At 72.8% G+C, this 23,807-nt stretch carries 22 protein-coding genes and 1 tRNA gene; 17 read left to right on the top strand and 6 right to left on the bottom strand.

What is annotated here, in order from left to right:
• The first annotated feature begins 214 nt into the window (after nucleotides 1–214).
• The 10 genes from ACWDR0_RS05325 to ACWDR0_RS05280 all read left to right on the top strand — a co-directional run bounded on the left by ACWDR0_RS05325 (nucleotide 215) and on the right by ACWDR0_RS05280 (nucleotide 13,430).
• Entirely contained in the window at nucleotides 215–775 is a 561-nt protein-coding gene (locus tag ACWDR0_RS05325) for a YqgE/AlgH family protein (RefSeq protein WP_456350272.1), read from the top strand.
• A gap of 98 nt (nucleotides 776–873) precedes the next feature.
• Nucleotides 874–1,155: a DUF3039 domain-containing protein gene (locus ACWDR0_RS05320; protein ID WP_456350271.1), complete on the top strand. Its 282-nt coding sequence runs from the start codon at nucleotides 874–876 to the stop codon at nucleotides 1,153–1,155.
• A gap of 361 nt (nucleotides 1,156–1,516) precedes the next feature.
• The gene (locus tag ACWDR0_RS05315; RefSeq protein ID WP_456350270.1) at nucleotides 1,517–2,821 is read left to right on the top strand and encodes an extracellular solute-binding protein; all 1,305 of its coding nucleotides are present in this window, start codon (nucleotides 1,517–1,519) and stop codon (nucleotides 2,819–2,821) included.
• Nucleotides 2,822–2,858: 37 nt separating this feature from the next.
• Nucleotides 2,859–3,851 (top strand): carbohydrate ABC transporter permease, encoded by a 993-nt coding sequence (locus ACWDR0_RS05310; RefSeq protein WP_456350269.1) that lies wholly within the window; start codon nucleotides 2,859–2,861, stop codon nucleotides 3,849–3,851.
• Between the two features lie 101 nt (nucleotides 3,852–3,952).
• Nucleotides 3,953–4,780, top strand: coding sequence for a carbohydrate ABC transporter permease (locus tag ACWDR0_RS05305; RefSeq protein ID WP_456350302.1), 828 nt, complete (start codon nucleotides 3,953–3,955; stop codon nucleotides 4,778–4,780).
• A gap of 94 nt (nucleotides 4,781–4,874) precedes the next feature.
• Nucleotides 4,875–6,557: a beta-N-acetylhexosaminidase gene (locus ACWDR0_RS05300; RefSeq protein ID WP_456350268.1), complete on the top strand. Its 1,683-nt coding sequence runs from the start codon at nucleotides 4,875–4,877 to the stop codon at nucleotides 6,555–6,557.
• 826 nt (nucleotides 6,558–7,383) lie between these two features.
• A complete protein-coding gene (locus ACWDR0_RS05295) occupies nucleotides 7,384–8,283 on the top strand; it encodes an FAD binding domain-containing protein (protein WP_456350267.1) in 900 nt (299 codons plus the stop codon).
• Nucleotides 8,280–10,316 (top strand): 2Fe-2S iron-sulfur cluster-binding protein, encoded by a 2,037-nt coding sequence (locus tag ACWDR0_RS05290; RefSeq protein ID WP_456350266.1) that lies wholly within the window; start codon nucleotides 8,280–8,282, stop codon nucleotides 10,314–10,316. The genes ACWDR0_RS05295 and ACWDR0_RS05290 overlap by 4 nt, the downstream gene beginning before the upstream one ends.
• Nucleotides 10,313–12,634 carry a xanthine dehydrogenase family protein molybdopterin-binding subunit gene (locus ACWDR0_RS05285; protein ID WP_456350265.1) on the top strand — a complete coding sequence of 774 codons (2,322 nt, stop codon included), beginning with the start codon at nucleotides 10,313–10,315 and terminating at the stop codon, nucleotides 12,632–12,634. The genes ACWDR0_RS05290 and ACWDR0_RS05285 overlap by 4 nt, the downstream gene beginning before the upstream one ends.
• Nucleotides 12,635–12,848: 214 nt before the next feature.
• The gene (locus ACWDR0_RS05280; protein ID WP_456350264.1) at nucleotides 12,849–13,430 is read left to right on the top strand and encodes an AAA family ATPase; all 582 of its coding nucleotides are present in this window, start codon (nucleotides 12,849–12,851) and stop codon (nucleotides 13,428–13,430) included.
• A 251-nt stretch (nucleotides 13,431–13,681) separates the two neighbouring features.
• Here the strand turns inward: ACWDR0_RS05280 and ACWDR0_RS05275 are convergent.
• Nucleotides 13,682–13,753: transfer RNA gene (locus tag ACWDR0_RS05275), tRNA-Cys, on the bottom strand.
• 214 nt (nucleotides 13,754–13,967) lie between these two features.
• On the opposite strand from ACWDR0_RS05275, the gene ACWDR0_RS05270 reads away from it, so the two are divergent.
• Nucleotides 13,968–15,569, top strand: a complete 1,602-nt coding sequence (locus ACWDR0_RS05270) for an MFS transporter (protein WP_456350263.1) — start codon at nucleotides 13,968–13,970, stop codon at nucleotides 15,567–15,569.
• A gap of 231 nt (nucleotides 15,570–15,800) precedes the next feature.
• Here ACWDR0_RS05270 and ACWDR0_RS05265 read toward each other — a convergent pair whose 3' ends face one another.
• Nucleotides 15,801–16,331, bottom strand: coding sequence for a GNAT family N-acetyltransferase (locus ACWDR0_RS05265; RefSeq protein ID WP_456350301.1), 531 nt, complete (start codon nucleotides 16,329–16,331; stop codon nucleotides 15,801–15,803).
• A gap of 77 nt (nucleotides 16,332–16,408) precedes the next feature.
• Complete coding sequence (gene cutA, locus ACWDR0_RS05260) at nucleotides 16,409–16,747, bottom strand: divalent-cation tolerance protein CutA (RefSeq protein ID WP_456350262.1); 339 nt, start codon at nucleotides 16,745–16,747, stop codon at nucleotides 16,409–16,411.
• Between the two features lie 281 nt (nucleotides 16,748–17,028).
• Between cutA (ACWDR0_RS05260) and ACWDR0_RS05255 the strand changes: the two genes are divergently transcribed.
• Nucleotides 17,029–18,648: a N,N-dimethylformamidase beta subunit family domain-containing protein gene (locus ACWDR0_RS05255; protein WP_456350261.1), complete on the top strand. Its 1,620-nt coding sequence runs from the start codon at nucleotides 17,029–17,031 to the stop codon at nucleotides 18,646–18,648.
• A 119-nt stretch (nucleotides 18,649–18,767) separates the two neighbouring features.
• Nucleotides 18,768–19,412: a dihydrofolate reductase family protein gene (locus ACWDR0_RS05250; RefSeq protein ID WP_456350260.1), complete on the top strand. Its 645-nt coding sequence runs from the start codon at nucleotides 18,768–18,770 to the stop codon at nucleotides 19,410–19,412.
• 73 nt (nucleotides 19,413–19,485) lie between these two features.
• Here ACWDR0_RS05250 and ACWDR0_RS05245 read toward each other — a convergent pair whose 3' ends face one another.
• Entirely contained in the window at nucleotides 19,486–20,469 is a 984-nt protein-coding gene (locus tag ACWDR0_RS05245; protein WP_456350259.1) for a helix-turn-helix domain-containing protein, read from the bottom strand.
• A 128-nt stretch (nucleotides 20,470–20,597) separates the two neighbouring features.
• A complete protein-coding gene (locus tag ACWDR0_RS05240; protein ID WP_456350258.1) occupies nucleotides 20,598–20,876 on the bottom strand; it encodes a hypothetical protein in 279 nt (92 codons plus the stop codon).
• 113 nt (nucleotides 20,877–20,989) lie between these two features.
• On the opposite strand from ACWDR0_RS05240, the gene cutA (ACWDR0_RS05235) reads away from it, so the two are divergent.
• Nucleotides 20,990–21,316 carry a divalent-cation tolerance protein CutA gene (cutA, locus tag ACWDR0_RS05235; protein WP_456350257.1) on the top strand — a complete coding sequence of 109 codons (327 nt, stop codon included), beginning with the start codon at nucleotides 20,990–20,992 and terminating at the stop codon, nucleotides 21,314–21,316.
• 51 nt (nucleotides 21,317–21,367) lie between these two features.
• On the opposite strand, the gene ACWDR0_RS05230 is transcribed toward cutA (ACWDR0_RS05235), so the two are convergent.
• Nucleotides 21,368–22,624, bottom strand: coding sequence for a helix-turn-helix domain-containing protein (locus ACWDR0_RS05230; protein WP_456350256.1), 1,257 nt, complete (start codon nucleotides 22,622–22,624; stop codon nucleotides 21,368–21,370).
• A 131-nt stretch (nucleotides 22,625–22,755) separates the two neighbouring features.
• Here ACWDR0_RS05230 and ACWDR0_RS05225 point away from each other — a divergent pair, with 131 nt between their 5' ends.
• From ACWDR0_RS05225 to ACWDR0_RS05215, 3 genes are all read left to right on the top strand, one after another.
• On the top strand, nucleotides 22,756–23,103 hold the full coding sequence (locus tag ACWDR0_RS05225) for a hypothetical protein (RefSeq protein ID WP_456350255.1): 348 nt from the start codon (nucleotides 22,756–22,758) through the stop codon (nucleotides 23,101–23,103).
• Nucleotides 23,100–23,267, top strand: coding sequence for a hypothetical protein (locus ACWDR0_RS05220; protein WP_456350254.1), 168 nt, complete (start codon nucleotides 23,100–23,102; stop codon nucleotides 23,265–23,267). Before ACWDR0_RS05225 ends, ACWDR0_RS05220 begins: the two co-directional genes overlap by 4 nt.
• Nucleotides 23,268–23,333: 66 nt before the next feature.
• Nucleotides 23,334–23,795 carry a hypothetical protein gene (locus ACWDR0_RS05215; protein WP_456350253.1) on the top strand — a complete coding sequence of 154 codons (462 nt, stop codon included), beginning with the start codon at nucleotides 23,334–23,336 and terminating at the stop codon, nucleotides 23,793–23,795.
• The last annotated feature ends 12 nt before the right edge of the window (nucleotides 23,796–23,807 follow it).

The raw sequence follows: 23,807 nt of genomic DNA, 5'->3' as shown, positions 1-23,807 counted from the left end.
TGGAGCGCCCCCTGCGGAGCGTCACCGCCGCGGGCGTGCCCGCCGGACGGTCCCGTCCGCCCCGGCCGGGGCGCACCGGGGCGGACGGGAGAGACCGGCCCGCCGCGCCGGGGGCAAGAACGGCGAGGGCAGGAACGGCGAGGGAAGGAACGGCGGGGGAAGAAGTGGCGGGGCCGGGTCCCGCGGCGGGCCCCGATGCGGGATCATTGCCCGCATGACCGAGGTGTCCTCGCTCACCGGGCGACTGCTCGTCGCCACCCCCGCCCTCGCGGACCCGAACTTCGACCGCGCGGTCGTCCTGCTGCTCGACCACGACGAGGAGGGTTCCCTCGGCGTGGTCCTCAACCGGCCCACGCCCGTCGGTGTCGGCGACATCCTCCGGCCCTGGGAGCCGCTCGCCGGGGAGCCGGGGGTGGTCTTCCAGGGCGGTCCGGTCTCCCTGGACTCCGCGCTGGGGGTGGCCGTCATCCCGGGCGAGGAGGGTCCGCTCGGCTGGCGCCGGGTGTACGGGGCGATCGGCCTGGTCGATCTGGAGGCACCGCCCGAGCTGGTCGGCGCGGCCCTCGGCTCGCTGCGGATCTTCGCCGGGTACGCGGGCTGGGGCCCCGGCCAGCTGGAGGGCGAACTGGAGGAGGGGGCCTGGTACGTGGTGGAGTCGGAGCCGGGTGACGTGTCGTCGCCGCGGCCGGAGCACCTCTGGCGCGCGGTGCTGCGGCGGCAGCGCAGCGAGCTGGCGATGTTCGCGACGTACCCGGACGACCCCTCTCTCAACTGACGGTCCGGCCGGGGTCCGGCGGGCCCGGGATCCGGGTGTCCCGGCGGTCCCGGAGGATGGCGCTTCCGGTGTCCGGGGCCCGGGTACCCTTGGAGTTCATGAGCACTCTTGAGCCCGAGCGCGGGACAGGGACGGGAACCCTCGTAGAGCCGACTCCGCAGGTGTCGCACGGCGACGGCGATCACGAGCGCTTCGCCCACTACGTTCAGAAGGACAAGATCATGGCGAGTGCCCTCGACGGCACTCCCGTGGTCGCGCTGTGCGGAAAGGTCTGGGTACCGGGGCGCGACCCCAAGAAGTACCCGGTCTGTCCCCTCTGCAAGGAGATCTACGACTCCATGGGGCCGGGCGGCGACAAGGGCGGCAAGGACAAGAAGTAGGCGGTCCGGGTCCGGTCGCGGAGCCGCGGTCCGGATGCGGTACGGCCCTGCCGATGGTCGGAATCCGGCCATGAACGGCCTCCGGACGGACCCCTTCCGGCCCGTCCGGACCCGGTGACCCGGCGGCGGCAACAGACCTGAACGGCCCCGGGGGCGCGTGATAAGACGCGCCCCCGGGGCCGTTTTTGCTGTCTTCCGGGCGTTTTGTCGTTCGTTGCACAGGATGCTTCGTCCGGTCACAGAGTGGTTGAGACCACTTGTCGATGCGTTTGAGCCGTTCTATGTTCACCGGTGTTGTGCAGCACGAAACACGCGTTGCATATGCCGCAACGCGCTTCGCACTCTCTCCGAGGGACCGCCAATGAAGCTCCGCTCCCGCATCGCCGTACCGGTCACCGCTTTCGTCCTGGCCGGCCTCACCGCCACCGGCTGTGCCCCGCAGACCTCCGACAACAGCTCGTCGAAGGACGAGAAGTCCGGCACGCTGCGGGTCTGGCTCTTCCAGGAGGTCAACAACGACCCCAAGAAGAAGATCGTGGACGAGGCGATCGCCGGCTTCACCGCGAAGAACAAGGACGCCAAGGTCGAGGTCGAGTACATCCCGGTCGAGACCCGTGCGCAGCGCATCAAGGCCGCCTTCAACGACCCCAAGAGCGCGCCCGACCTGATCGAGTACGGCAACACCGACACCGCCGGCTACGTCAAGGACGGCGGGCTCGCCGACGTCACCAAGGAGTTCGGCGACTGGGCCGACGCCAAGGACACCGACCCGACGGCCAAGCAGTCCGTCACCGTCGGCGGCAAGGTCTACGGCGCCCCCTTCTTCGTCGGCGTCCGCGCCCTCTACTACCGCACGGACGTCTTCAAGGAGCTGGGCCTCAAGCCGCCCACCAGCCAGGCCGAGCTGATCACCACGGCCAAGCAGATCCGCAAGGCCAAGCCGAACCTCTACGGCCTCGCGGTCGGCGGCACCTACCTCTACGGCGCGATGCCGTTCATCTGGTCCAACGGCGGCGAGATAGCCACCGAGAGCGGCGGCAAGTACAAGGCCGCCATCAACAGCGCCGAGGCCCGCAAGGGCATCACGGCCTACACGTCCCTCTTCGGCGACGACAACTGTCCCGCCGCCAAGTGCGCCACGATGGGCGGCAACGCCACCGTCACCGCCTTCGCCTCGGGCACCGCCGCCATGGCCATCGGCGGCGACTTCAGCCACGCGGCCGTCGAGGCGGGCGCCGTCAAGGGCAAGTACGCGGTCGTCCCGCTGCCCGGCGTGAAGCCCGGGGAGATCGCCCCCGCCTTCGCGGGCGGCAACAACATCGGCGTCCTCAAGAGCAGCTCCCGCCGCACCCTCGCGGTCGACCTGATGAAGTCCTTCGCGAGCAAGGACACCCAGCGGAAGTTCTTCGACGCCATGGGCTTCCTGCCCACCTACACCGACGTCCGTACCGAGGTCGCCGCCAAGGAGCCCTTCGTCAAGCCGTTCGTCGACACCCTGGCCGCCGGAGCCAAGTTCGTCCCGGCCTCCCCGGCCTGGGGCCAGATCGACGCCGGAACGGTTCTGCCGACGATGTTCCAGGAGATCGTCAGCGGCAAGAAGGACGTCGCCAAGGCGTCCGACGACGCCGCCAAGAAGATGGACGCCGCCTTCACGTCCGCGGGCTGACCGGACCGGACCGACCCGAACCGGAGAGCACACCGATATGACGCACGAAGCGACAGCGGAGCCGGGCGCGGTGAAGACCGCCGCCCCGGCAGCCGGCGCCCCGGAGGGGCGCCGGCCCGGCCGGAACCGGATAGGACGGGGCGGCGCGGGGCGGCGCGGCAGCGGGTGGACGCCCTGGCTGTATCTGGCGCCCGCGCTCGTCGTCCTCGCCGGACTGCTGGTCTACCCGATCTACCAGCTCGGCCTGATCTCCTTCCTGGAGTACACCCAGGCCCAGGTGAGCGGTGGCGAACCCACCACCTTCAAGGGGCTGGGCAACTACCAGGAGCTCTTCTCCGACCGGCAGTTCTGGGACGTCCTGCTGGCGACGGTGGTCTTCGCCGCCTCCTGCGTGATCGCCACCCTCGTCGTCGGCTGCGCCCTGGCCGTCCTGCTGACCAGGATCAGGGCGCTGCCCCGGCTCGCCCTGATGATGGCGGCGCTCGGCGCCTGGGCGACCCCCGCCATCACCGGCTCCACGGTCTGGGTCTTCCTCTTCGACCCGGACCACGGCCCGGTGAACCGGCTGCTGGGGCTCGGCGACTACTCGTGGACGTACGGGCGCTACAGCGCCTTCGCCCTCGTCCTCTTCGAGGTCGTCTGGTGCTCGTTCCCGTTCGTCATGGTGACCGTCTACGCGGGCATCAAGTCGATCCCGTCCGAAGTGCTGGAGGCGGCGTCGCTGGACGGCGCGTCGCAGTGGAAGATCTGGCGCTCGATCATCGCGCCGATGCTCCGGCCCATTCTGGTGGTCGTCACCATCCAGTCGATCATCTGGGACTTCAAGGTCTTCACCCAGATCTATGTGATGACCTCCGGCGGCGGAATCGCCGGACAGAATCTCGTCCTCAACGTCTACGCGTACCAGAAGGCCTTCGCCTCCTCGCAGTACAGCCTGGGCTCGGCCATCGGCGTGGTGATGCTGCTGATTCTGCTGGCCGTCACGCTCGTCTATCTGCGGCTCATGCGACGCCAGGGAGAAGAACTGTGAGCAGCACCGTGAACGCTCCCTCGAACGGGCCGGAGAAGGCGGCCGCCGCCGGTTCCGCCACCGCACCGGAAGGCGGCGCTCCGGCCCGCCGCCGGGGGCCGCTGATCCGTAAGCCGTGGCGGCTCGCCGCCGAGGCGGCGGCCCTTCTCACCGCCGTCGTGGTGGCCTTTCCGCTCTACTGGATGGTGCTTTCGGCGTTCAAGCCGGCGGGCGAGATCCAGTCCACCGACGCGAAGCCCTGGACCCTCAATCCCTCCCTGGACTCCTTCCGCCGGGTCTTCGAGCAGCAGGAATTCGGGCGGTATTTCCTCAACAGCCTGATGGTCGCCGGAGCGGTGGTCCTGGCCTCGGCGCTCATCGCGTTCCTGGCGGCCACGGCGGTCACCCGCTTCCGCTTCAAGTTCCGTACGACACTGCTCATCATGTTCCTGGTCGCGCAGATGGTCCCCATCGAGGCGCTGACCATTCCGATGTTCTTCCTGATGCGCGATCTGGGGCAGCTCAACACCCTCTGGTCGCTGATCCTGCCGCATATCGCGTTCTCCCTGCCGTTCGCGATCTGGATGCTCAGGGGATTCGTCAAGGCGGTCCCCGAGGCGCTGGAGGAAGCCGCGTACATCGACGGCGCCAGCCGTACCCGCTTCCTCTGGCAGATCCTGTTCCCGCTGGTGTTCCCCGGGCTCGTGGCCACCAGCGTGTTCTCGTTCATCTCCACCTGGAACGACTTCCTCTTCGCGAAGTCGTTCATCATCAGCGACACTTCCCAGTCGACCCTGCCGATGGCACTGCTCGTCTTCTTCAAGCCGGACGAGAACGACTGGGGCGGAATCATGGCCGGGTCGACCGTGATGACGATCCCGGTGCTCATCTTCTTCGTACTCGTACAGCGGAGACTGGTCTCCGGACTGGGTGGCGCGGTCAAGGACTGACCGCCGTTCCGGGGGAAAGGATCCGTCCGCGGGCCGCCGGAAGCGGCCCGCGGCGGCAGAGACGACCGACGACCGAGAGGAAGGCAGAGACGGTATGAGCGACACCACAGCAGCGACGGCGGGGACCGGGAGCCCGGTGGGGGCCGCGGGACTGATTCCCGCACCGGTTTCGGTCACCGCGGCGGCGGGCGGCGGGACGTTCACCCCCGACGCCGCCACCGTGCTGGCCGCGGGCCCCGGCACCGAGGCCGTGGAGCGCTGGCTCCGGGGGGCCGTGGGCGGATCCCTCGGTCTGCCGCTGCCGCCCGGGCCGGCGGGCGGGCCGAACACGGTCGCGCTCGTCGTGGACGAGGGGCTGGGGGCCGAGGAGTACCGGCTGACCGTCACCGCGGAGACCGGGGCCGAGATCCGCGGCGGCAGCGGCGCCGGGGTGTTCTGGGGCGCCCAGACCCTGCGCCAGCTGCTCGGCCCGGGAGCCTTCCGGGCCGCGCCCGCCCCCGGTTCCGTGATCCCCGCGATCCCCGCGCAGACCATCGAGGACGAGCCCCGGTTCGGCTGGCGCGGGCTGATGCTGGACGTGTCCCGGCACTTCACGCCCAAGAACGACGTGCTGAGGCTGCTCGACCTGCTGGCCGCGCACAAGCTCAACGTCTTCCACTTCCATCTCACCGACGACCAGGGCTGGCGCATCGAGATCAAGCGCCACCCGAAGCTCACCGAGGTCGGCGCCTGGCGGCACCGGACGAAGTGGGGCCACCGCGCCTCCGAGCTGTGGGACGAGAAGCCGTACGGCGGCTACTACACCCAGGACGACATCCGTGAGATCGTCGCCTACGCCGCCGCGCGGCATATCCGGGTCGTCCCCGAGATCGACCTCCCGGGGCACTCGCAGGCGGCCATCGCGGCCTATCCGGAGCTGGGCAACACCGATGTCGTCGACACCGCGTCGCTGAGCCCCTGGGACACCTGGGGCGTCAGCCCGAACGTCCTCGCCCCCACCGACGAGGTCCTCCGGTTCTACGAGGAGGTGCTGGAGGAGGTCCTCGACCTCTTCCCCGCCGAGGTCTCGCCCTTCGTCCACATGGGCGGCGACGAGTGCCCCAAGGGCCAGTGGAAGGAGTCCCCGGCGGCCCAGGCCCGGATCGCGGAGCTGGGCGTCGGCGACGAGGACGGCCTCCAGTCCTGGTTCATCCGCCACTTCGACACCTGGCTCGCCGACCGCGGCCGCCGGCTGATCGGCTGGGACGAGATCCTGGAGGGCGGGCTCGCGCCCGGTGCCGCCGTCTCGTCCTGGCGCGGCTACGCCGGCGGTATCGAGGCCGCGCGGTCGGGCCATGACGTGGTGATGTGCCCCGAGCAGCACGTCTACCTCGACCACCGCCAGGCCGGCGGGCCCGACGAGCCGATGCCCATCGGCTATGTCCGCACCCTGGAGGACGTGTACCGCTTCGAGCCGGTTCCGCCGTCCCTGGACGCGGAGTCGGCGACCCGGGTGCTGGGCACCCAGGCGAACGTCTGGACCGAGGTCATGCAGGATCGTTCCCGCGTCGACTACCAGGTCTTCCCGCGCCTCGCCGCCTTCGCCGAGGTCGCCTGGTCCCCGCTGGGACCGCCGGAGGACCGGGACTGGGCGGGCTTCGAGGGCCGGATGGGCGCGCACTACCCGCGGCTGGACGCGCTCGGCGTCGACTACCGCCGCCCCGGCGGGCCGCTGCCCTGGCAGAAGCGCCCGGGCATCAAGGGCCGCCCGCTGGAGGGTGCGCCGCCGAACGTGTGACATCGCCCGTGACGGGGCCGGGCGTTCGCGCCCGGCCCCGTCGGCATGCCCGCGCAACGCCGTCCCGGCGCGGCGGCCTCCCGCCGGGTTCGGGGACATTGCATCCGGTTCGGGAGCGTGCCGCCCGGCGGGCCGCCGTACGGAGCCGGTCCTGAGGGGCTCCGGCCGTACGGCTCCGGGGCCGTACGGGCGGGAGCGGCCCGGCCGGAACGGGAGCGTCCGGGGCCGTACGGAAACGGAAGCGGAACCGGAACCCGGGCCTCGCGCGGGGTCTCCCGGCGAACTCCGCAGCGGGTCTTGCGGCGGACCTTGCGGCGGGCGGCCCGGGCCGTGCGGGCCCCCTGCGCGCGGCCACCGCCGTACGGCCGGATCCAGCCGTCCTGCGCACCGGCCCGCCGGTTTCGTACCTACCGCCCCGGGGCCCGTGCAACGGTCGCGTACGGACCCGGCCGCGCCGGTACGACGGCCGGCTACGCGCCCGGCGGCGCCCCGCCCCCGGGTCCGGCGGCGCCCCGCCCCCGGGTCCGGCGGCGCCCCGGTCCCGGCCGCCGGGGCGGGGCCGGACCGGGAGGTCTCCACCGGGACCGTGCGATTCGGGTACTGACGGGCGTGCCACGCCATTTCGGGCTCCTCGGGGGATGCCGGATGGCGCGGGTGAAAGGGGTGCATCGGGGTAGTAAAGGTGGCATCTGTCGTGGACGGGTCCTTCGTGGACCCTCCCGCCGGTCGGTCCGGAAGATGTGCCAGAGTTGCCACGTCCGGGCTGTGAGCACGTACGGTACGGCAACACAGGCGGGACGCCGGTACACCGGGAAGGGGCAGCTAGGTGACCACGCACGCACCGCGGACAGCGCAGTCGGTGACGCTGCCGGGTTCGCTCGACGAAGCCGTGGCGGCACTGTCGGACATGCCCGCGGCCGTACCGGTGGCGGGCGGCACCGACCTCATGGCCGCCGTCAACCGGGGCCAGTTGCGGCCCGCGGGGCTCGTCGGCCTCGGCCGGATCAGCGAGATCCGGAGCTGGCGCTACCAGGACGGCGGACACGCGCTCCTCGGCGCCGGACTCACCCACGCGCGGATGGGACGGCCCGACTTCGCCGCGCTCATCCCCGCGCTCGCGGCGTCCGCGCGCGCGGCCGGACCGCCGCAGATCCGCAACGCGGGCACGCTGGGCGGCAATATCGCCTCCGCCGCGCCCACCGGGGACACCCTGCCCGTGCTCGCCGCCCTGGAGGCCGAGCTGATCATCGCGGGCCCCGGCGGGGTCCGCCGGGAGACCCCCGTCGCCCATCTGCTCGCGGGCCGCGACCTGCTGGGTCCCGCCGAACTCATCGGCTATGTACGGGTACCGCTGCTGCATGCGCCGCAGGTCTTCCTGAAGGCCACCGGGCGCACCGGTCCGGGCCGGGCGACCGCGTCGGTCGCGGTCGTCCTCGATCCGCAGCGGCGCGGGGTGCGCTGCGCCGTCGGCGCCATCGCGCCGATGCCGCTGCGCCCGCTGGAGGCCGAGCGGTGGATCGCGTCCCTGATCGACTGGGACGGCGAGCGCGGGCTGGCGGCCGAGGCGCTGGCGGCGTTCGGCGAGTACGTCGCCGCGGCCTGCATCCCGGATCCGGAACCGGCCGCCGAGGGCGAGGAGCAGCAGGTGCTGCCACCCGCCGTACTGCATCTGCGGCGCACGGTCGCCGCGCTGGCCCGGCGTGCACTGGGGAGGGCGCTGTCGTGAACGGCACCAACGGCAATACGGGAAACACCGGGCACACCGGCAATACGGCCCATACGGCCGACACCGGCGGCGGCCGGGCGCCGGGCACCGGGCAGTCGGCGGAGCACGAGCACCGCGAGCACCCGGGGCAGCAGGGCCTTCAGGGCCACCACCCGCAGTATCCGCACCCGCAGCAGACCGGGCACGGCGGCTGGCAGCCCATGCCCCAGGGCGCGTTCGACCACGAGGCGACCGCGTTCGTCCAACTGCCCCCGGAGGACGCGCTGCACGCCGCGCCCCTGGAGGCGCCGGGCCACGGCTATGTGCCGCCGATGATCCTTCCGCTGACGCCGGTCGCCGACCCCCAGGTGCCGCCGGACGCCCTCGCCGAGGGCCATGGCCACCATCAGGCGCCGGGGCAGCCCCACGGCGGCTGGCCCGAGCCGGCCGCGCCCTACACCGACGAGCCGCAGCGTCCGCACGATCCGCACGCCACCGGCCAGTGGATCTTCCCGGACGCCCCGGAGCAGCCGGGCGGCGGGCCCGCCACCGATATCACCGGGCAGTGGACCATCCCGGTCGCCCGCGGCGATATCCCCGAGGAGACCGGCGAGTACACGCCCGCGATGCTCCAGGGGCAGCAGTGGCACGCCCCGCAGGCGCCGCACGCGCCGTCCCAGGAGGTCCACGGGGCCGCCGCGGGGACCGCGCACCCGGAGACCCTGCCGGGCGGCTCCGGCGCGCCCTGGGCGGCCGGAGCGCCCGCGACGCTCCCCGGCGGCGCCCCCGCGCCGTGGGCGGCGGAGCCGCCGCAGCGGCACCCCGAAGGGGTCGAACACGCCGCGGCCGGATATGCCCCGCCGGTGGAGCACGCGCCTCCGGCCGAGCACACCGGGCACCCCGGCCACGCCGCCGGTCCCGGGGGCGCGGGACCCACCGGCCACCCTGACCACGCCGGCCACCCGAGCCACCCCGATCACGCCGAACTCGCCGACCCCGCCGACCTCACCGGGCACAGCGCCCCCGCCGCCGGACAGGCCGGGCATTCCGCCGGGCACCCCGCTCCGGCGCAGGCCGCCGCGCCCGCCGTCGAGCGGCCGGTGGAGCACCCGGCCCATCCGCAGGCCGCCGAAGCCGCCGGAGTCGCCGGGCCGGAGGCCGAGCCGGCGTCCGAACCCGGCCCGCCCGCCGCCGCGCCGCCCGGAGCGGAACCGGAAGCCTCCCTCCCGGAATCAGAACCGGAAACGGAAGCGGAACCGGAATCCGGTCCCGAGGCCGGGCCCGACGCCGGGACCGGGCCCGAGTCCGAGGCACTGCCCGAACCGCAGCCCGGCCCCGAATCCGGCCCCGAATCCGGCCTCGAATCCGGTCCCGAAGTCGAGTCCGGGTCCGGCCCCGAATCCGAGCCGGAGGACGATGCCGAGGCCGTTCCCGCGCCCGTCTTCGAGGAGCACCCGCCGACCTCGTACGTCCTGCGCGTCAACGGCACCGACCGGCCCGTCACCGACGCGTGGATCGGCGAGTCCCTGCTCTACGTCCTCCGTGAGCGCCTCGGCCTGGCCGGTGCCAAGGACGGCTGCTCCCAGGGCGAGTGCGGTGCCTGCAACGTCCAGGTCGACGGCCGGCTGGTGGCCTCCTGCCTGGTGCCCGCCGCGACCGCGGCCGGTACCGAGGTCCGTACGGTCGAGGGCCTGGCCGCCGACGGCGAACCCTCCGACGTCCAGCGGGCGCTGGCCGAGCGGCGGGCCGTCCAGTGCGGCTTCTGTATCCCCGGTATGGCGATGACCGTCCACGATCTGCTGGAGGGCAATCACCACCCCACCGAACTGGAGACCCGGCAGGCGCTCTGCGGCAATCTCTGCCGCTGCTCCGGCTACCGCGGAGTGCTGGACGCCGTGCGCCAGGTCGTCGCCGAGCGCGAGGCGAGCGCCGCGGTGGCGGAGGACGCCGGACACCCGGCGGAGGGCCCCGGCCCGGAAGCCCGTATTCCGCACCAGGCGCCTCCCGGTGCGGGTAGTGTGCAGCCCCACCCCCATGACGGAGGCATGGCGTGACCAGCGACGCCACCGCGACCACCACCGCGACGCCCCGGGCGGGTACGGTCCCCGGGCCCGTCCCCGGACCGCAGCCCCACGGCCTCGGCACGTCCCTGCCGCCGGCCGACGCGCGCGCCAAGACCGAGGGCACCTTCCCGTACGCCTCCGACCTCTGGGCCGAGGGCCTGCTCTGGGCGGCGATCCTGCGCTCGCCGCACCCGCACGCCCGCATCACCTCCGTCGACACCTCGGCCGCGGAGCGGATGAAGGGCGTCCGGGCCGTGATCACCCACCGCGATATCCCGGGTGACACCGCCTACGGCCGCCGGATCGCCGACCGGCCGGTCTTCGCCGCCGAACTGGTCCGCCACCACGGCGAGGCCATCGCCGCCGTCGCCGCCGACCATCCGGACACCGCCCGGCTGGCCGCCGCCGCCATCGCCGTCGAGTACGAGGTGCTGGAGCCGGTCACCGACCCCGAACTCGCCTTCGAGGCCGAGCCGCTGCACCCCGACGGCAATCTGATCCGGCATATCCCGCTGCGCTACGGCGACCCCGATGTCACCGGCGAGGTCGTCGTCGAGGGCCTCTACCGCATCGGCCGCCAGGACCCCGCGCCCATCGGCGCCGAGGCCGGGCTCGCGGTGCCCCGCCCCGACGGGGGCGTCGAGCTGTACGTCGCCTCCACCGACCCGCACACCGACCGCGATCTGGCCGCCGCCTGCTTCGGCCTGGAGCCCGACCGGGTCAAGATCGTCGTCACCGGGGTGCCCGGCGCCACCTCCGACCGCGAGGACCCCGGCTTCCAGCTGCCGCTCGGCCTGCTGGCGCTGCGCACCGGCTGCCCGGTGAAACTGGCCGCCACCCGCGAGGAGTCCTTCCTCGGGCACGCCCACCGCCATCCCACCCTGCTCCGCTACCGGCACCACGCCGACGCCGAGGGCCGGCTGGTCAAGGTCGAGGCGCAACTGCTGCTGGACGCGGGTGCCTACGCCGACTCCTCGTCCGAGTCGCTGGCCGCCGCCGTCGCCTTCGCCTGCGGTCCGTACGTCGTCCCGCACGCCTTTATCGAGGGCTGGGCGGTCCGCACCAACAACCCGCCGTCCGGCCATGTCCGCGGCGAGGGCGCCATGCAGGTCTGCGCCGCCTACGAGGCGCAGATGGACAAGCTGGCGAACAAGCTGGGCATGGACCCCACCGATATCCGGCTGCGCAATGTCCTGGCCACCGGCGACATCCTCCCCACCGGCCAGACCGTCACCTGCCCCGCGCCCGTCGCCGAACTGCTCGAAGCCGTCCGGGACCATCCCCTCCCGCCGCTGCCGAAGGATTCGCCCGAGGACGACTGGCTGCTGCCCGGCGGCCCCGAGGGCGCGGGCGAACCGGCTGCCGTACGGCGGGGCGTGGGCTATGCCATCGGCATGGTCCATATGCTCGGCGCGGAGGGCACCGACGAGGTGTCCACCGCCACCGTCAAGGTCCAGGACGGCGTCGCTACCGTTATCTGCGCGGCCGTCGAGACCGGCTCCGGTTTCACCACCCTCGCCCGCCAGATCGTCCAGGAGACCCTGGGTATCGACGAGGTCCACGTGGCCTCCGTCGACACCGACCAGCCCCCGGCGGGCGCCGCCTGCCACGGGCGGCACACCTGGGTCTCGGGCGGTGCGGTGGAGCGGGCCGCCAAGATGGTCCGCACCCAGCTCCTCCAGCCGCTGGCGCACCAGTTCGGGATGTCCACGGAGCTGCTCCAGATCGCCGACGGCAAGATCACCTCGTACGACGGGGTGCTCTCGGTGTCCGTCGCCGAGGCCCTCGACGGCAAGGAGCTGTGGGCGACCGCGCAGTGCCGGCCGCACCCCACCGAGCCGCTCGACGAGACCGGCCAGGGCGACGCCTTCGTCGGCCTCGCCTTCTGCGCGGTCCGCGCGGTCGTCGACGTCGACATCGAACTCGGCGCGGTCCGGGTCGTCGAGATGGCCGTCGCCCAGGACGTCGGCCGGATCCTCAACCCGGCGCAGCTCGCCGTCCGGATCGAAGCGGGCATCACCCTCGGGGTCGGTACCGCCCTCACCGAGAACCTCCGCACCAACCGCGGTGTCGTCCGCCGCCCCGATCTGACCGGCTACGCCCTGCCGACCGCGCTGGACGCGCCGGACATCCGGATCGTGAAGCTGGTGGAGGAGCGGGACGTCGTCGCCTCCTTCGGGGCGAAGCCCGCGAGCGCGGTGCCGGTGGTGACCTCGCCCGCGGCGGTCGCGGCGGCGGTACGGGCGGCGACCGGCCGCCCGGTGAACCGTCTGCCGATCCGCCCCCAGGCGGCGGTCGCGCATATGTGATGCCGGGGCCGGGCCCCGGGAGCCTTCCCCGGCGAGCGGCAGCCCGGCGCAGGCCGGGGTCCGGGTCCTCTCCGCCGGTCCTGTCCGCCGGGTCCTTCGGACGGCACCCCGGCACACACCGGGCGCGCCCCCCGGCACCCACCCGGTGCGTTCTCCGGAGCCCCCCGCGGGAATTCGGTGGAGCGGGGGCGTCCGGCGCGCCTAGCGTCGGCGTATGACCGATCACACCACCCCCCTCACCCCCACCGGCCCCGTGGATCCCGGCTCTTCCGTCGTCCTTGTCACCGGCATCATGGCCGCCGGGAAGTCCACCGTCGCCCAGGCGCTGGCCGAACGCCTGCCCCGGTCCGCGCATGTCCGCGGGGATGCCTTCCGCCGGATGATGGTGTCCGGGCAGGCGGAGATGAGCGCCGACGAGGCGGACCGGGCCCGGGTGCTGGAACAGCTCCGGCTCCGGCACCGGATCTCGGCGAGCGCGGCCGACCTCTACGCGGAAGCGGGCTGGACCGCGGTCGTCCAGGACATCGTGATCGGTGCGGAGCTGCCCGCGTTCGTCTCCCTCGTCCGCACCCGGCCGCTGTACGTGGTGGTGCTGGCGCCCGCCCCGGCGGCGGTGGCGGCCCGGGAGGCGGCCCGCCCGAAGACCGGCTACGGCCTGGGCTGGACCCCGGAGGGCATGGACGAGCTGCTGCGGAAGGAGACACCGCGGATCGGCCTCTGGCTGGACTCCGGCGGTCTGACCGTGGCGGAGACCGTGGACGCGATCCTGGCGGGGCTGCCGGAGGCGCGGGTCTGAGAGGGCCGGGTGCCCGGGGTCGCGCGGACGCCGTGCCGGGGGCCCGCCGTGATCGCGTACCCGCCTACCGGGGGCCGTCTGCGGGGGCCGGTGGCCCGCGTACCCGCCGTGATCGGTGTGTACGGCTCCGGCCCGGCCCGGACATGCCACGAGTCCGGCCGCCCCCCTTCCGCCGGAGGAGGACGGCCGGACCCGTTCCCTGTTGCCATGGGCGCTGCCATGGGTCGCCCGCCCGAAGGCGGGACGGACCGAGACCGTGACCGGAATCGAACCGGCGTAACTCGTTTTGCAGACGAGTCCCTGAACCTCTCGGGTACACGGTCGTGAGTTTTCCCCGCCGGGTTTCACCTGTGCTTCTCCCGGCCGGGCTTTCCCTCTGGTCACGACCGTAGGGCCCAGCGGCCGTACGGGCCAAGGGAGTCGGGGCCCCCGCAACACGACCGCCATGCTCCGTTCACAGTCGTAGGCCGAAGGGACCAGAACGATCCCCGACCCGCGACAGGTTTCATAGTTGCCTATGGCACTTACCCTGGGCTGATGAGCACCGTCGAACCCCGTGGCCCGGAGGCCGCCCAGCAGCCCGCAGGTCCTGTCATATCCCCTGCTCCGGAGGGTCCCGCGGCCGTCCGGGACACCGGTCCTGGCGGGCCGGGCGCACCGGTCGCCGACGCCGGGGACGGCGTGCTCAGCCGTACGTACCGGGCCCTCAGCATCGGCATCATCGCCGTGGTGCTGCTGATCGCCTTCGAGGCGACCGCCGTGGGCACGGCGATGCCGGTGGCGGCCCGGGAGCTGAACGGCGTCGAGGTGTACGCCTTCGCCTTCTCGTCCTACTTCACGACCAGCCTGCTGGGCATGGTGGTGGCCGGGCAGTGGGCCGACCGGGACGGCCCGCTGCGGCCGCTGGCGACCGGAATCGCGGCCTTCGCCGTCGGACTGGTGCTCTCCGGGACGGCGACCGCCATGTGGCTGTTCATCCTGGGCCGGGCCGTCCAGGGCCTGGGCGGCGGACTGGTGATCGTGGCGCTGTACGTGGTCATCGGGCGGGCGTACCCCGAGCATCTGCGGCCCAAGATCCTCGCGGCCTTCGCGGCCAGCTGGATCATCCCGTCGATCGTGGGCCCGCTGGCCTCCGGCACGGTGACCGAGCAGCTCGGCTGGCGGTGGGTGTTCCTCGGTATCCCGGCGCTGGTGGTCTTCCCGCTGGCCCTCGCGCTGCCGGCGATCCGGCGGATGACCTCGGGCCCGGCGGGCCCGGCGGGCCCGGCGGATACGGCGGCCCCGGCCGGCCGGAAGGCGGCCCGGCCGCCGTTCGACCGCCGCCGGATCCGGCTGGCGCTGGGCATCTCGCTGGGCGCCGGACTGCTCCAGTACGCGGCGCAGGACCTGGTCTGGCTCTCCCTGCTGCCGGCCGCCGCGGGCGCGGCACTGCTGGTGCCCTCGGTCCTGGGGCTGCTGCCCAAGGGCACCTACCGGGCGGCGCGCGGACTGCCGTCCGTGGTGCTGCTGCGCGGTCTGGCGGCGGGCTCGTTCATCGCTGCCGAATCGTTTATCCCGCTGATGCTGGTGACCCAGCGCGGACTCTCCCCGACGATGGCGGGCTTCTCCCTGGCCGCGGGCGGGCTGACCTGGGCCCTGGGCTCGTTCCTCCAGTCCCGGCCGCGGATGGAGCCGTACCGCGAGAAGCTGATGGCCGGCGGGATGGTGCTCTGCGGTCTCGCGATCGCCGCCGCCCCGACCGTGCTCATCGACGCCGTCCCGGTCTGGGCGCTCGCGGTGACCTGGGCGATCGGCTGCTTCGGTATGGGCATGGTCATCGCGTCGACCAGCGTCATGCTGCTGAAGCTCTCCGCGCCCGAGGAGGCCGGGGCCAACTCCGCGGCCCTCCAGATCTCCGACGGCCTCTCCAACATCATGCTGCTCGCGGCGGGCGGCGCGGCGTTCGCGGCCCTCGGCGGCGGCGCGGTGGGCCACCATGCGACGGCGGCCGCGTCCTCGGGAGGCTCCCACCCGGCGGCGTTCGCGGTGGTCTTCGTCCCGATGGCGCTGGTGGCACTGGCGGGCGCCTGGGTCACGACCCGGCTGAAGGTCCCGGCCCCGGCGGCACCGGCCCCGGCCGGGCCGGGAGCCCCGGCGTAGGGCCAGGGCCCCGGGCCCCGGGCCCCGGCTCCCGTCCCGTTCCGGCTTCGGCGCCGGAATCCGCCTGCTCCCGGTTCCGGTCCGGCCCGGCGTCGCGGGTGCCCGCCCCGATTCCGGCTCGGCTCCGGGTCCGGCCCGCCCCGGGTCCGGCTCCGGCTTCGGTGCGGGATTCCGCCCGCGCCCGGCCCAGGACCCCGCCCCCCGCCAGGCGGTTGCCCGCCGGGGCCGGGCTCAGCGGAGCCGCAGCATCATCAGGTCGTAGGAGTCCGTCCCGTCCGCGGGCCGGAACTCCGCGATCCTGCGGTACCCCCAGGAGCGGTAGGCGGCCGCGGCGGCGCCGGCCGCGGGAAGCACGTTCAGCAGGACCCGCTCCGCCCCGAGGCCGTCGAGCAGGCTGTCGTGGAGCCGCCGGGCCGTGCCGTGCCCGCGCCACCGGCCGCGTACCGCCAGCTCCATCAGCCCGAAGGTGCGGTGGCCGTCCTCGCGTCGGGTCTCCTCGTCGACGGGCTCGGCCAGCCGGTCCCACCAGTCCGTTTCCGGCGGCAGCGCCCAGCCGTACGCGATCCCCACCGGTTCGCCCCGCGCGGTCCTGGCCAGGGCGCCCCGGAAACCGGGCTCGCCGGTCCGGGGCCGGAAGCGCTCGAACGCGACGGCCACGTCGGCGTCGGTCTCGCCGTACGGCGGCTCCGCGAACACCTCGGTGTAGACGAGCCGGAACGCGTCCTCGGCCCGGGCGGCCGCCGGGCCGTCGAGACGCTCCAGAACAACGGCCCCCGGTGGTACGGCCCCACCGCCCGCGGCCGCGCCCTCCGGCGGGACCGCCCCGCCCGCGGCCGGGGTCACTCCGCGCCCTGCGGCGGAGTGCTCTCCTCCGCCACCCAGGCGAGATACGGCTCCGAGCCGCCGTCCACCGGCAGGACGATCCACTCCGGCACGGAGTACGGATGCCCGGCGGCGACCCACTCCGCCAGCGCGGGCAGCCGGTCCCGCGACGTCTTGTACGAGATCCGCCACTCCTTCTCGACCTGGACCGCGCCCTCCCAGCGGTAGACCGCCTTCACCGGTGGATCGATATGCGCGCAGGCCGCGAGGCGCGCCTCCACCGCGCCCAGCGCCAGGGTCTCGGCCCTGCCCTCGTCGTCGACAGTGGTCTGGGCGACCACGATGTCCGCCGTCATGTCTGTCTCCTCCTGATCGGGAAACGCGGGCCACCGACCCTACCGAGGCCGCGAAAGCGGCCGGTGTCAATGCCGGTATCACGCCCCGTGCCACGCCCCGTGCCACGCCCGGTGTCGCGGCCGGTGTCGCGGCCGGGAGAGCGGATTCGCCCGCCCCTCCGCGGCCTTATCCGCTCCTTCCACCGGACAGTCCGGTCGATCTCCTGTTTTCCGATCAGATATCCGGTGCAACCCTCCGGGCCCCTCAGCGCTCATACCTCTGTAACCCACAGGAGGACCCCATGTCGTCGAGACCCCCGCGCCGGTCGGTGCTGTCCCTGATCGCCCTCGCCACCGCCGGTACCGCGCTCGGCGCGCACGCCCTGCGCGAGAAGGTGCTGCGCCCGGACCGGGCGGCCGCCGCGGAAGCGACCACCCGGCTCACCAGGGTCGAGCCCGCGGCCTACACCAGGGTCCCGACGGCGGGGACGGTGCAGGTCCGGAGCATCGCCGACGAGAACCGCGCGGCGGGGTCCCGGGCCTGGATACCGGACCAGGGCATCGGCAAGGCGTCCACGGACACCTACGGCCACATCATGGGGTACACCTCCACCACCTCGGCGGGGCACGGCGAGGTGGTGGACTTCCATATCTCGGTGCGCAGCGCCCGGACGTACCGGATCTCGGTGTTCCGGATCGGTTACTACGGGGGCAAGGGCGCCCGGCTGATGACCACCAGTCCGGTCCTGACGGGCCGCAGGCAGGCGGCGCCCCGGACGGACCCGGAGACCGGTGCCGTCTCCTGTGCCTGGACGCGTTCCTGGGGCATCACCGTCCCCACGAGCTGGCGTTCCGGGCTCTACCAGGCCGTGTTCACGACGGACGACGGCTACCGCAGCAGCACCCCGTTCGTGGTGCGCGAGCCGCAGCGGGCGTCCGCGCTGCTGTGCGTGATCCCGTTCACCACGTACCAGGCGTACAACATGTGGCCGAAGGACGGGAAGACCGGCAAGAACCTCTACGGCGGCTACCTTCCCGGCGGTGGGGCCGGGGGTGCGGCGAGCCGCTCCCTGAAGGTCTCGTTCGACCGGCCCTACGCGGGCTCGGGCGCGCCGACCTGGTTCAACATGGACACCGCGTTCGTCCGCTGGGCGGAGCAGATGGGCTACGACATCACGTACGCGAGCAGCGTCGACCTGCACGACGGCGCGGTGGACCCGGCCCGGTACCGCGCGGTGTTCTTCCCCGGCCATGACGAGTACTGGTCGAAGCAGATGTACGACGCGGCGGACCGGGCCGTCGCCGCGGGCCGCAACCTCGCCTTCCTCGGCGCGAACAACGTGTACTTCCACATCCGGCTGGAGCGGTCCGCGACGGGCCGCCCGAACCGGCTGGTGGCCTGCTACAAGACCGCCCCCGACCCGGGGGCGGGGGAGTCCGGCGCCACCACCATCTGGCGGTCGGTCCTCCCGGACCGGGCGCTGGCCGAGCAGCGGCTGCTGGGAATCCAGTTCAGCGGCATCGTGAAGAAGCCGACACCGCTGGTGGTCCGGCAGCCGGGGCACTGGCTGTGGCGCGGCACCGGGGTGAAGGACGGCGAGCAGCTCCCCCATATGGTCGGGGTGGAGGCGGACTGCTACGACATCCACTCGCCGCAGCCCCGGGGCCGCCGGACCCTGCTCGCGGACTCCCGCTACGAGGACTCCAAGCAGGCGAAGACGAAGGTCCAGCACACCGCCGTGACGGAACACGACGGCGGCGGCACGGTCTTCATGGCCGGCACCTTCCACTGGCCGCTGCTGCTGGTCGACGACGACGGCTACGCCCTCAAGACGGTCAAGGCGAGCACCCTCACCAAGTCGCGGATCAGACGGGCGACGTCCAATGTGGTCTTCCGTCTGACGGCGGGCGTGCCGCGCTGACCGCGGGGGCGGGCGGCAGGGCCGGAAACGGCCCGGCCCGTGGCTCGGCGCGGCGGACCGATGAGTTTGCCCGCCCGGGGCAGTCTCACCGGTGTTGTCCGACACCACGGGAGGAACACATGTCCCAGTTGCTGCGGGTCCAGAACTTCAATGTCTCGGCCGACGGTATCGCCGCCGGTCCGGACCAGACCCTGGAATGCCCGTTCGGGCTGCCGCACCCCGAACGGCTCTTTGCCTGGGCCGGGGCCACCGCGAGCTGGCCCATGCGCACGGAGCCCGGCGGGAGCCGGGGCCTCGACGACTACTTCACCCGGGATTACGCGCGCGATATCGGCGCCGAGATCATGGGCCGCAACAAGTTCGGGCCCCAGCGCGGGCCCTGGCAGGACGACGAGTGGCGCGGCTGGTGGGGTGACGAGCCCCCGTTCCGTACCCCGGTGTTCGTCATGACCCACCACCCGCGCCCGTCGTTCACCCTCTCGGACACCACGTTCCACTTCGTCTCCGGTGACCCCGCCACGGTTCTGGCCCGGGCCCGGGAGGCGGCCGGGGGCCGGGACGTCCGCCTCGGCGGCGGGGTCAGCACCATCCGCGAGTTCCTCGACGCGGACCTCGTCGACACCCTGCATGTGGTGGTCTCGCCGGTGAAGCTCGGATCAGGACTGAAGCTCTGGGAGTCACCCGAAGAGCTGACCGACCGGTTCCACCTGGACGTCGTACCGAGCCCGAGCGGTGTGACGCACCACCTGTTCTGGCGGAAGTGAGCGGGCCTGCCCCGGGCGGTTGAGGCCGGCCTCCTGGCGTCCTGGCGGATGTCTGTGACATACCCCAGGACGATCAGGCCGGCCAGGACGCCAGGAGGTCCTGGACACCAGGTGCCCGGTGGTGGACCTTCAGACGGTCGAGCACTCCGCTGACCCAGTCGTCGGTGCGTGGGGAGTCGGTGCCCTTGACCAGGGTGACCGCGCGGGTTGCCGAGGCCACCGCGCGGTCGATGTCGCCCGCGTCGATGTAGGAGCCTGCCAGCCAGCAGGCGAAGAGCGCGACTTCGCGGGAGTGGGTGTCGTCGTACGGCATCTCGATGCCTTCCAGCACCGGCAGGGCGCGGCGGTGTTCGCGCAGTTCGGCCCAGCAGCGCCCGGCCATGATCCGGGACTCCTCGCGGTTGATCCAGTACACCCAGTCCGGTTCATGCTCCGTGCCGGAGTCCCGGCGGTTGTGGCAGTCCTCGGAGAGCCCCAGGGCCCGGTCGACGCCCTGGGCGTCGCCGGTACGTGCGCACGCCCAGGCGAGCCGGTCCGCGAGGAGGACGCGGGCGGCGGGGAGCGCGTCCTGCGGTGCCAGGGCCAGGGAGGCGCGGGCCATCTGCACCGCTTCGCGCGGCTGCGGTCCCGATGCCGTCAGATAGGACAGCTCGGAGAGCGCCGAAGCGGCGAGGACCCGGTTGCCCGCCTGATGCGCTGCCGTCGACGCCCGCTCGGCCAGTCGTCTGGCCTCACCCAGCCTGCCCGAGTCGAAGGCCACCCAGGAAGTGAGCTGATGCGTTTCGGCGAGCACCTCCAGCATCCGCCGCCCCACTTCGTCCCTGTAGACGGCCCTGCTGAGGACGTTCTCGATTTGCCGGGCCGTCCTTACCGCCAGCGGGTAGGTCACCCCGCCGCCCGAGTAGTCGTCGAGCCTCCGGAGATCCTCGAGTGCGAGCCGGAGCCGCTCGGCATCGGCCTGCCCGACCCGGCGGCCCTCCTGGGCCGAGGCCTCTCCCGGGACCATCGCACCCGCGAAAACGCCCGCTCCGGCACTGATGAGCTCCCTGCGGTCCACATCAGTCTCCTTCTCCTCCAGTGCCTCCGCGGTCGGCAGGAGGCACGGCGCCGACGATGCGTTCAGGGCCGACTGTTCGGAGAGCTGCTTTCAATGTCGGCCCCACCGGGCATCGTGGCGGCCCGACCTCAGGGTGTCGAGCCGGTGCCTGAGTTCGGCGGCAGCGGTTCGGTCAGCGGTTCGACCGCCGGATAGCCCAGGCCGATCAGCCACCGCAGCAGTTCGGAGAGCATGAGGGCGGCCACCGACTCGCTCACTGGACGCACCCGTGCCACCGCGCCTTCAGCGGGCAGTAGATAGACCCCGGTGGCGTGCCGCCGGATCAGCCCCAGCCCGGCGGTGGACAGCCCGGCACGGCGGCAGACATCGCGGACGGCTTTCTCCTGGGCGCGCTGCGTCGAAGTCATCATGGGGACGGTAGCGCGGGTGCGCCGAACGCTCGGTGCGCCGATTCGTGCCCTGCGAATCCCCGTTCTCGGTCTGGGTAGGGTCGTTGTCCCTGACGGAGGAGGGAGCGGACGTGCCGACGGACATCGTGGTCGCGCAGACCACTATCGACGACGAGGGCAAGGCGGAGGCGCTGGCGCGGGGCGCGGTGGAGGCCCGGCTCGCTGCCGGTGTGCATATCGACCCACCGCACAAGGCGATTTACCACTGGAAGAACGAGATTCAGGTCGAGCGGGAGTGGCGGATCTCGTACAAGACGACTCGTGACCGGCTGCCCGCGCTGGCGGCGTGGGTGGCGTCGGTGCACGCGTACGAAGTACCGCAGTGGATTGTGCTGCCGGTGGACGGGGGATCGGAGGCGTACCTGCGGTGGGTGGCGGAGGAGACCGCCGACCGGTGACCTCGCGGGTGGGGCAGCTCGTACCGGGCCGCTCCCGGTACGGGCCGCCGCTCAGGACGCGAGAACGCGGAAGTGCTCCGCGAGGTCTCTTTCCCGAGCAGGCAGCCTGCTCATGATCGTCAGTGCCCGGTGCCGTCCCATGGTGTTGGGTCGGGCAGCCGCTGCCGCAGCGAAATCCGCCGCCACATGAACCCCCCTCTCCTGATCACCACTTTGAAGCAGTGCTGCCGCGATGTCTCCCAGAATGACCACTCCGGCCTCGGACCGGTCGGTGCCCAGCCGATCCGTGGCGGCGCTGACCGTGTCGGTCAACTCCGGGTGGGCAAGACGCCCGTAGACGGAGAGAACCAGCGAGTCCACGCGGGCCGGACTCATGAACCGGACCCAGGACTGTTCGGCGGAGTAGTCGGCGTAGTCGTATGCGGTCTGTGCCCGGTCGAGAGCGCGCAGCGCGGCCGTGGTGTCGCCGATGGCGGCCGCCTCCTCTGCGTGCCTGGCATGGAGCCATGTTGCCGCTGTCGCCGAGCCCGGCCCCCTGACATTCTCCGCGGCTAGGGTGAGCAGTTCGATGGCCTGGGTGGGATCAGCCGCGCCGTAGCTGGCGTAGCCGAGTGCCAGAGCACGGAGCGGAGGATGCCCGGCGGTCTCGGCGCAGTCCGCCGTGACGCGGTAGTAGGCGCGTGCAGTGCCGTGGTCGCCCAGGTCCCAGGCCAGCCACCCGGCCAAGGCCGCGGTTTCCCCCGCGGCAATGACAAGAGTCTTTTCATGCTCCCCGGCCCTGGGAAGAGCCGCGGTAATCGCGTCCAGGTGAGCCTCCACCTGGCTTCTCAGCTGATCGGCGCTGAGCTGCAACTCACTGATATGGAGCGCATCTGAACGCGACTTCAGCTCGCCGGCTGCCTGAGCGTCGAGACGTCTGCCACGCCCAAGCGCATGGGCCAGCCGTTGCCATGGCTCAGCGGCGGAAGCTGCCGAGGCCCCGAGAATCGCCCCTTCCAACACCGTACGTCGCTTCATGTCATCCGCCTCCTCCTCCTCCCTCCCTTCTCCCCTTCTCCGCCGCCGTTCACGGGCGTCGGCCGCTTCTTTCCGGAGGTAATCGGATGACACACCGCAGGCGATCGCGATGTGTGCGACGGTGTGGTTCGTCGGGATGTTCTCGTTGTTCTCGTAGCGACTGATCTCGCGCCGTGTCAGTGTGCCGCGGCCGGAGACCGCGTTGACGACCTCAGCCTGTTCCTCCTGGGTACGTGAGGCTTCGACGCGGAGGCGGCGTAACAGCTCTCCGAAAGACTCGGCTGGCGGCATGAGTGAGGCCCATCGTCCGACGACGTTGGCCCATCGTCACCGGTACTTCCCCCTCCGTTTCCCCCTTGACGGATTTTTCCCCCTCCTGATTCCCCTGGGAACGCCTCCTTGACGGCAGTCTCATGGTTCTCATGACCGAGAAGCGAGGCACCAAGGTGCCGGAGCGGCCGAACCGTCCGGCCTTGGACTGGCCGCTCTGCGAGTGCGGCACCCCGCAGTGCCGTCCCGACCCCCGTGCTCTGCCGCCCCTCTGTTCGGGCGGCGTCGTGAGCGCGAACCCCGCTGCTCCGGGCCCGGTGTGCAGGATCTGCGGTATCCGCGAGGGCACCCGGCGCGTTGCGTCCGTGCCCACCGCGTCCGGTTCCGACCGTCCCGTATACGGGTGCCCCGAGCACGCCGACGGGCTGCGCCGGGCCGCGGACAAGACACTCCGGGTCGCGGAGGCGCTGCTGCGTATCGCCGGTCGGGGGGCGTCGTGAGCACCCCGGCCCGGATGGACTGGTGCGTCCGCTGCGGGCGCCCCGTCGAGGCCACCGAGGAGAACGAAGTCTTCGACGGCTTCTCCGCCTCCGGGGCCCGGCCCTGTCTCTATGCGCACCGCGACTGCGATACCGCGCCCGGGCCGGGCGACGAGCACCCCTGAGACCGGGTCCCGGTCCGGCCGCCCCCGCCCCGGGCCGGGACCCCTGCCGTTCGAGGAGCCGACACCGTGCGCGCACTGATCGCCCGTATCGCCCGTCGCCTGGCCGGCCGCCCGGCGAAGCCCGTCCGCGGCCCCGGGGCGCCGCCCGGGCCCGCCGACCCGTGGACCCGGCCCCTCGGCGGGCCCACCCGGGCCCAGGCCCGGAGACATTTCGCCCGGCAGTCCGCGACCCCGCTCCGGACGCGCTTCCTCCACCGGGGGAACCGGACCCTCTACATCGCGCCCCGGGGCATCGGCGTGCACCTCCTCGCCCTGTCCGCCGGGCCCCCGGCGGCCCGGCGCGAGGACTGCTGCGTCTGCGGCCGCAGCACCGCCGCGCCCGTCGCGATACGGGACGTCCCGGCACCCGGCGGCCGTACCCGCACGCTCTATGCCTGCCCCCAGCACATCGACGCCCGCCTCACCGGGCCCGGTAGCAACGACCTTCCGGCGGGGGTGCCGAAATCCGGTACCGGTGCCGGGCGGTGATCAGTACGGTCC

The sequence above is a fragment of the Streptomyces sp. NPDC003691 genome (assembly GCF_053981115.1).
The sequence above is the reverse complement of the archived record's forward strand: the minus strand, read 5'-3'. Positions and strand labels throughout refer to the sequence as shown.

Excerpts from the sequence above, each read along its gene's own strand:
- ACWDR0_RS05300 (WP_456350268.1), top strand. The coding sequence starts at position 4,875 with ATGAGCGACACCACAGCAGCGACGGCGGGGACCGGGAGCCCGGTGGGG.
- ACWDR0_RS05250 (WP_456350260.1), top strand. The coding sequence starts at position 18,768 with ATGTCCCAGTTGCTGCGGGTCCAGAACTTCAATGTCTCGGCCGACGGT.
- ACWDR0_RS05230 (WP_456350256.1), bottom strand. The coding sequence starts at position 22,624 with ATGCCGCCAGCCGAGTCTTTCGGAGAGCTGTTACGCCGCCTCCGCGTC.
- cutA (WP_456350262.1), bottom strand. The coding sequence starts at position 16,747 with ATGACGGCGGACATCGTGGTCGCCCAGACCACTGTCGACGACGAGGGC.
- ACWDR0_RS05240 (WP_456350258.1), bottom strand. The coding sequence starts at position 20,876 with ATGACTTCGACGCAGCGCGCCCAGGAGAAAGCCGTCCGCGATGTCTGC.
- ACWDR0_RS05310 (WP_456350269.1), top strand. The coding sequence starts at position 2,859 with ATGACGCACGAAGCGACAGCGGAGCCGGGCGCGGTGAAGACCGCCGCC.
- ACWDR0_RS05255 (WP_456350261.1), top strand. The coding sequence starts at position 17,029 with ATGTCGTCGAGACCCCCGCGCCGGTCGGTGCTGTCCCTGATCGCCCTC.
- ACWDR0_RS05270 (WP_456350263.1), top strand. The coding sequence starts at position 13,968 with ATGAGCACCGTCGAACCCCGTGGCCCGGAGGCCGCCCAGCAGCCCGCA.
- ACWDR0_RS05225 (WP_456350255.1), top strand. The coding sequence starts at position 22,756 with ATGACCGAGAAGCGAGGCACCAAGGTGCCGGAGCGGCCGAACCGTCCG.
- ACWDR0_RS05315 (WP_456350270.1), top strand. The coding sequence starts at position 1,517 with ATGAAGCTCCGCTCCCGCATCGCCGTACCGGTCACCGCTTTCGTCCTG.
- ACWDR0_RS05320 (WP_456350271.1), top strand. The coding sequence starts at position 874 with ATGAGCACTCTTGAGCCCGAGCGCGGGACAGGGACGGGAACCCTCGTA.
- ACWDR0_RS05325 (WP_456350272.1), top strand. The coding sequence starts at position 215 with ATGACCGAGGTGTCCTCGCTCACCGGGCGACTGCTCGTCGCCACCCCC.
- ACWDR0_RS05280 (WP_456350264.1), top strand. The coding sequence starts at position 12,849 with ATGACCGATCACACCACCCCCCTCACCCCCACCGGCCCCGTGGATCCC.